Annotated in this window: 3 protein-coding genes; 1 reads left to right on the top strand and 2 read right to left on the bottom strand. The window is 63.4% G+C overall.

What is annotated here, in order from left to right; genetic code table 11:
• Positions 1-2,753, bottom strand: a 2,753-nt coding sequence (locus JWR89_RS03980; RefSeq protein ID WP_299712045.1) for a bifunctional proline dehydrogenase/L-glutamate gamma-semialdehyde dehydrogenase PutA, incomplete at its 3' end; no start/stop codon positions are given.
• A gap of 88 nt (positions 2,754-2,841) precedes the next feature.
• On the opposite strand from JWR89_RS03980, the gene JWR89_RS03975 reads away from it, so the two are divergent.
• Positions 2,842-3,486, top strand: a complete 645-nt coding sequence (locus tag JWR89_RS03975) for a hypothetical protein (RefSeq protein WP_299712044.1) — start codon at positions 2,842-2,844, stop codon at positions 3,484-3,486.
• Positions 3,487-3,737: 251 nt separating this feature from the next.
• Here JWR89_RS03975 and JWR89_RS03970 read toward each other — a convergent pair whose 3' ends face one another.
• Entirely contained in the window at positions 3,738-3,938 is a 201-nt protein-coding gene (locus JWR89_RS03970; protein WP_143576103.1) for a cold-shock protein, read from the bottom strand.
• Positions 3,939-4,134 lie beyond the last annotated feature (196 nt).

The raw sequence follows: 4,134 nt of genomic DNA, 5'->3' as shown, positions 1-4,134 counted from the left end.
CCGTAGCCGCCGCGTTCGATGGATTGCAGTACCTGCTCCAGGCCGGCGGCGGGATAACGCACGACGTGCAGGATCGGCCCGAACACTTCTTCGGTGAGTTGCTCGGCGTCGCTTAGTTCGAAGATGTACGGCGCGACAAAATTTCCGGCCGGCGCGCTGCCCGCGAGGTGCACGCGTGCTGTTTGCTTCATCCGTGCGATATGCGCCTCGTGCTTCAGCGCGGCCTCGGCATCGATCACCGGTCCGATATGGGTAGCGGGATCGCTGACATCGCCGAGCTTGAGCTCGCGGGCGGCGCCGACGATCATCTCGATCATGCGGTCGGCGACGTCGTCCTGCACGAACAACAACCGCAGCGCCGAGCAACGCTGCCCGGCGGAGCGGAACGCCGAACTCACGACGTCGTCGGCGACCTGCTCCGGCAGCGCGGTGGCATCGACGATCATAGCATTGATGCCGCCAGTCTCGGCGATCAACGGCACGATCGGTCCGTCCCTGGCAGCGAGGGCGCGGTTGATGGAACGCGCGACCTCGGTGGAGCCCGTGAACACGACGCCGGCGATGCCAACATGTTCGACCAGCGCAGCGCCGATGCGACCATCGCCGGGTACCAGTTGCAGCGCCGAGGATGGGACGCCAGCCTCGTGGAGAAGGCGTACGGCTTCCGCCGCAACAAGCGGTGTTTGCTCCGCCGGTTTGGCGACGACGGTGTTGCCGCTTATCAGCGCCGCAGCGACCTGGCCCAGGAAAATCGCCAATGGGAAATTCCACGGCGAAATAGCGACGAAAACGCCGCGGCCGCGCAGCCGTAGCACATTGCTTTCGCCGGTGGGGCCGGGCAGCGCCTCGCCATCGCCGAACAGCGTTCGCCCTTGGGCTGCGTAATAGCGGCAAAAGTCGATGGCTTCCCGCACTTCCGACAGCGCATCGTCGAGCGTCTTGCCGCCCTCCTTTTGCAGAAGTGCGATGAAATCGGCGCGCCGCAGTTCCAGCAGATCGGCGGCGCGCTCCAGAATGGCCGCGCGGGAGTCCGCGGGCGTTCCGCTCCACGACGCGAAGCCGGCGCGGGCCACGGCAATCGCCGCCTGCGTATCCTCTATTGTCGCATCGACGATCCCGGCTGCCCTCGTTGTACTTGCGGCCACGTCCGACAGCAGCGTCCGAAGCGCGGCGCGATCGCCGAATTCGATGCCGCGTGAGTTGATCCGCTGGGGCATATAGAGGTCGGGCGGCAACGAAATTTTGGGATGCCGCGCGTTGTCGGCGGAGCCGACGATATCCGCCGGCCGCCGCAGCAGCGTTGCGACCGGCACGGTTTCATCGCCGGTCAGCGCCACGAAAGATGAATTCGCGCCATTTTCCAATAACCGTCGCACCAGATAGGCCAGTAGATCGCGATGGCTGCCGACCGGAGCATAGGTGCGATAGGCGCTCCCGGGATGGTCGGCCCCGAGCTGCGCATACAGAGCGTCGCCCATGCCGTGCAGGCGCTGGAATTCATAGCCGCCGCTGTCGCCGGCGAGTTCGAGGATGGTGGCGACGGTCAGCGCGTTGTGGGTCGCGAATTGCGGAAACAGCCGCGGGCGTCGCGCCAGCAGTTGCTGCGTGCAAGCCATGTAGTTGAGGTCGGTCGCCGCCTTGCGGGTGAACACTGGATAGTCGTCGAGGCCGCGCTCCTGCGCGCGCTTGATCTCGGTGTCCCAATAGGCGCCCTTGACGAGCCGCACCATCATGCGGCGGTTCAATCCGCGCGCGAGGTCATCTACGTACTCAATCACAGCGCCGGCACGTTTCTGATAGGCTTGGATAGCGAGACCAAAACCGTCCCAGCCGGCCAGCGAGGTATCGGTGAACGCCGATGCAATGACATCGAGTGACAACTCCAGCCGGTCGGCTTCCTCGGCATCGACGGTGAAATTCAGGTCATGGGCCTTTGCGTGTTGCGCCAGCGCGATCAGGCGCGGCACCAGCTCCGCCATCACGCGCGTGTGGCTCACGGCCTCAAAGCGCGGATGCAGCGCCGATAGCTTTACCGAAATGCCGGGGCGATCGGGCAGCGCGTGCTGACCGGCCGTGCGGCCGATGGCCTCGATGGCGGTGGCATAAGAGTTGAAGTAACGCTGCGCGTCGGCGGCGGTTCGTGCGCCTTCGCCGAGCATGTCGAAGGAATAGCGCGGCGTGTGCTCGGCCTGCGGCCGGGCGCGGTCAAGCGCGGCTTCGATGGTCTCGCCCAGCACAAAATGGCTGCCCATCAGCCCCATCGCCTGCCGCGTGACGGCGCGCACGGCCGGTGCGCCGAGCCGCTTTGCCAGTCGCCCCAGCGTGCCCTGCGGCATTTCGCCGGGCTGGATCACCCGCGCGGAGACGCCAAGCGCCCAGGTCGAGGCATTGACGAGGAAAGTGCTCGATTTCGTTTCATGATGCAGGAAATCGCCGTGACCGAGCCGGTCTTCGATGAAGGCGTCGGCAGTACGCGCATCCGGAACCCGCAGCAGTGCTTCGGCAAGCACCATCAGCGCGAGGCCTTCCTTCGTGGAGAGAGCGAATTCCCGGAGCATCGCCTCGACACCGCCGAAGCGGTCGTCCTGCGCGCGAATCGCGGCGATCAGCCGCGTCGCGGTGTCGTCGATTCGCGCGTCCTGCTCCGCAGCAAGCCGTGCGCCGGCGAGCAGGCGCCCGACCATGGCTTGATCGTCGGGCGCGTAAGGCGCCGCGAACGATGGAAGATGCGTGGGATCGGAACGCGTAGGCATAACCGGATAACCCGCGATTCGGCTGGATCGGACCTTGGCATGATAAAACCGCTGCGGTAGTTTTCGGCGAAATTTTGCGGAGCGGATCATGCAAGCTGGCCAGTTGAGATATCGCGGCGGGATCGCGGCCTGCGCCCTTGCGATCGGCGCGCTGCTGTCGTTCGTGCCAAGTGCCCGCGCGATTGAACTGAGCTCAGGCGTCAGCGAACTTTACACCTCGGTGTCGATCTATCCGCCGTCGGCAAGCTCGATGACGGTCTGCTACGGATTTGTCTGCCGGCGCCGCCACGTGTTCGATTTCACGCCTGGCGACCGGGCCGCGTTGACCAAAATTCTGGCCGCGGGAAAAGTCTCCGCCGTGGCGGAGCGGGCCGCCGTACAGAAGGCCGTGATATGGTTCGATCGCCGCCTCGGTCCGGTGATTGGCACCGACAAACGCATCGCCAATGCGGACATCCGCTACTTCGACGACAAGCACAATTTCGACTGCTGGGACACCACGCGCAACGTTACCAGCCTGCTGCTGGTACTGCAGGAATGGGGCTTGCTAAAGCATCACACTGTTGGGGAGCCGCGCTACCGTGGCAACGCGCTAGTGCTGCAGACCCCGCATAACACCGCGGTGCTGCAGGATCGCGCGACGCGCGCCGAATGGGCGGTCGATCTCTGGACGCGCGGCTATGCGCAAGCGCCCGATGTCAAACCCGTCGATCAATGGGTGAAGGAAAAATGAGCGCCGACGCGCTGCCGAGGCACGCGCGTGGACTTCAAGAATGGTCTTCAAGAGCATAGGTCTTGGAGAGTTAGGCTAGAGCGCACACCGCGGATCGAATTAGCGCAATCTGCGTGAACCTGATTGCGTCGCAAGAGACGGAGACTTTTGGACGCCGCTCTTGCCGAATGCGCTCTATGTTGTTGAAACGTGATCTTGTCGGAGACTGGCCTGGATTATGTCGAGGGAGTGATCCGGATCACGCCGTCGCGTCAAACCTTGAGGTTTTCAGCCGAGGTCTTGCCGCGGTTCGCGACTTCCTCGTATTCAACGGTCTGTCCTTCGTTCAGCGAAGAAAGACCAGCTTTCTCAACTGCCGAAATATGCACGAACACGTCCTTGCCGCCATTGCTGGGCTGAATGAACCCGAAGCCCTTCGTGGCGTTGAACCACTTAACAGTACCTTTAGCCATCACGTCGTCTCCGCGGGATTAAAAATCGATAACGAATTGCCGGTCCCCGCAAACCGGCATATCCGACATGCGCACGTTACGCCGGGATTGCCAAGCTTGATAGCTCAAACGGCGTGCAAAATTAGACGAAACACCCGATATTGCGCTCTTCCGGGCTGTTTTGATCGCTTTTGCGGCGTTTTTGACGGAATCGGCC

Source organism: Tardiphaga sp., assembly GCF_028290785.1.
In the GTDB taxonomy this organism is placed as follows: domain Bacteria; phylum Pseudomonadota; class Alphaproteobacteria; order Rhizobiales; family Xanthobacteraceae; genus Tardiphaga.
This window is presented reverse-complemented; position numbering and strand designations above follow the sequence as displayed.

Bases quoted from the DNA above. Each gene is read 5' to 3' on its own strand.
- JWR89_RS03975 (WP_299712044.1), top strand. From the start codon at position 2,842: ATGCAAGCTGGCCAGTTGAGATATCGCGGCGGGATCGCGGCCTGCGCC.
- JWR89_RS03970 (WP_143576103.1), bottom strand. From the start codon at position 3,938: ATGGCTAAAGGTACTGTTAAGTGGTTCAACGCCACGAAGGGCTTCGGG.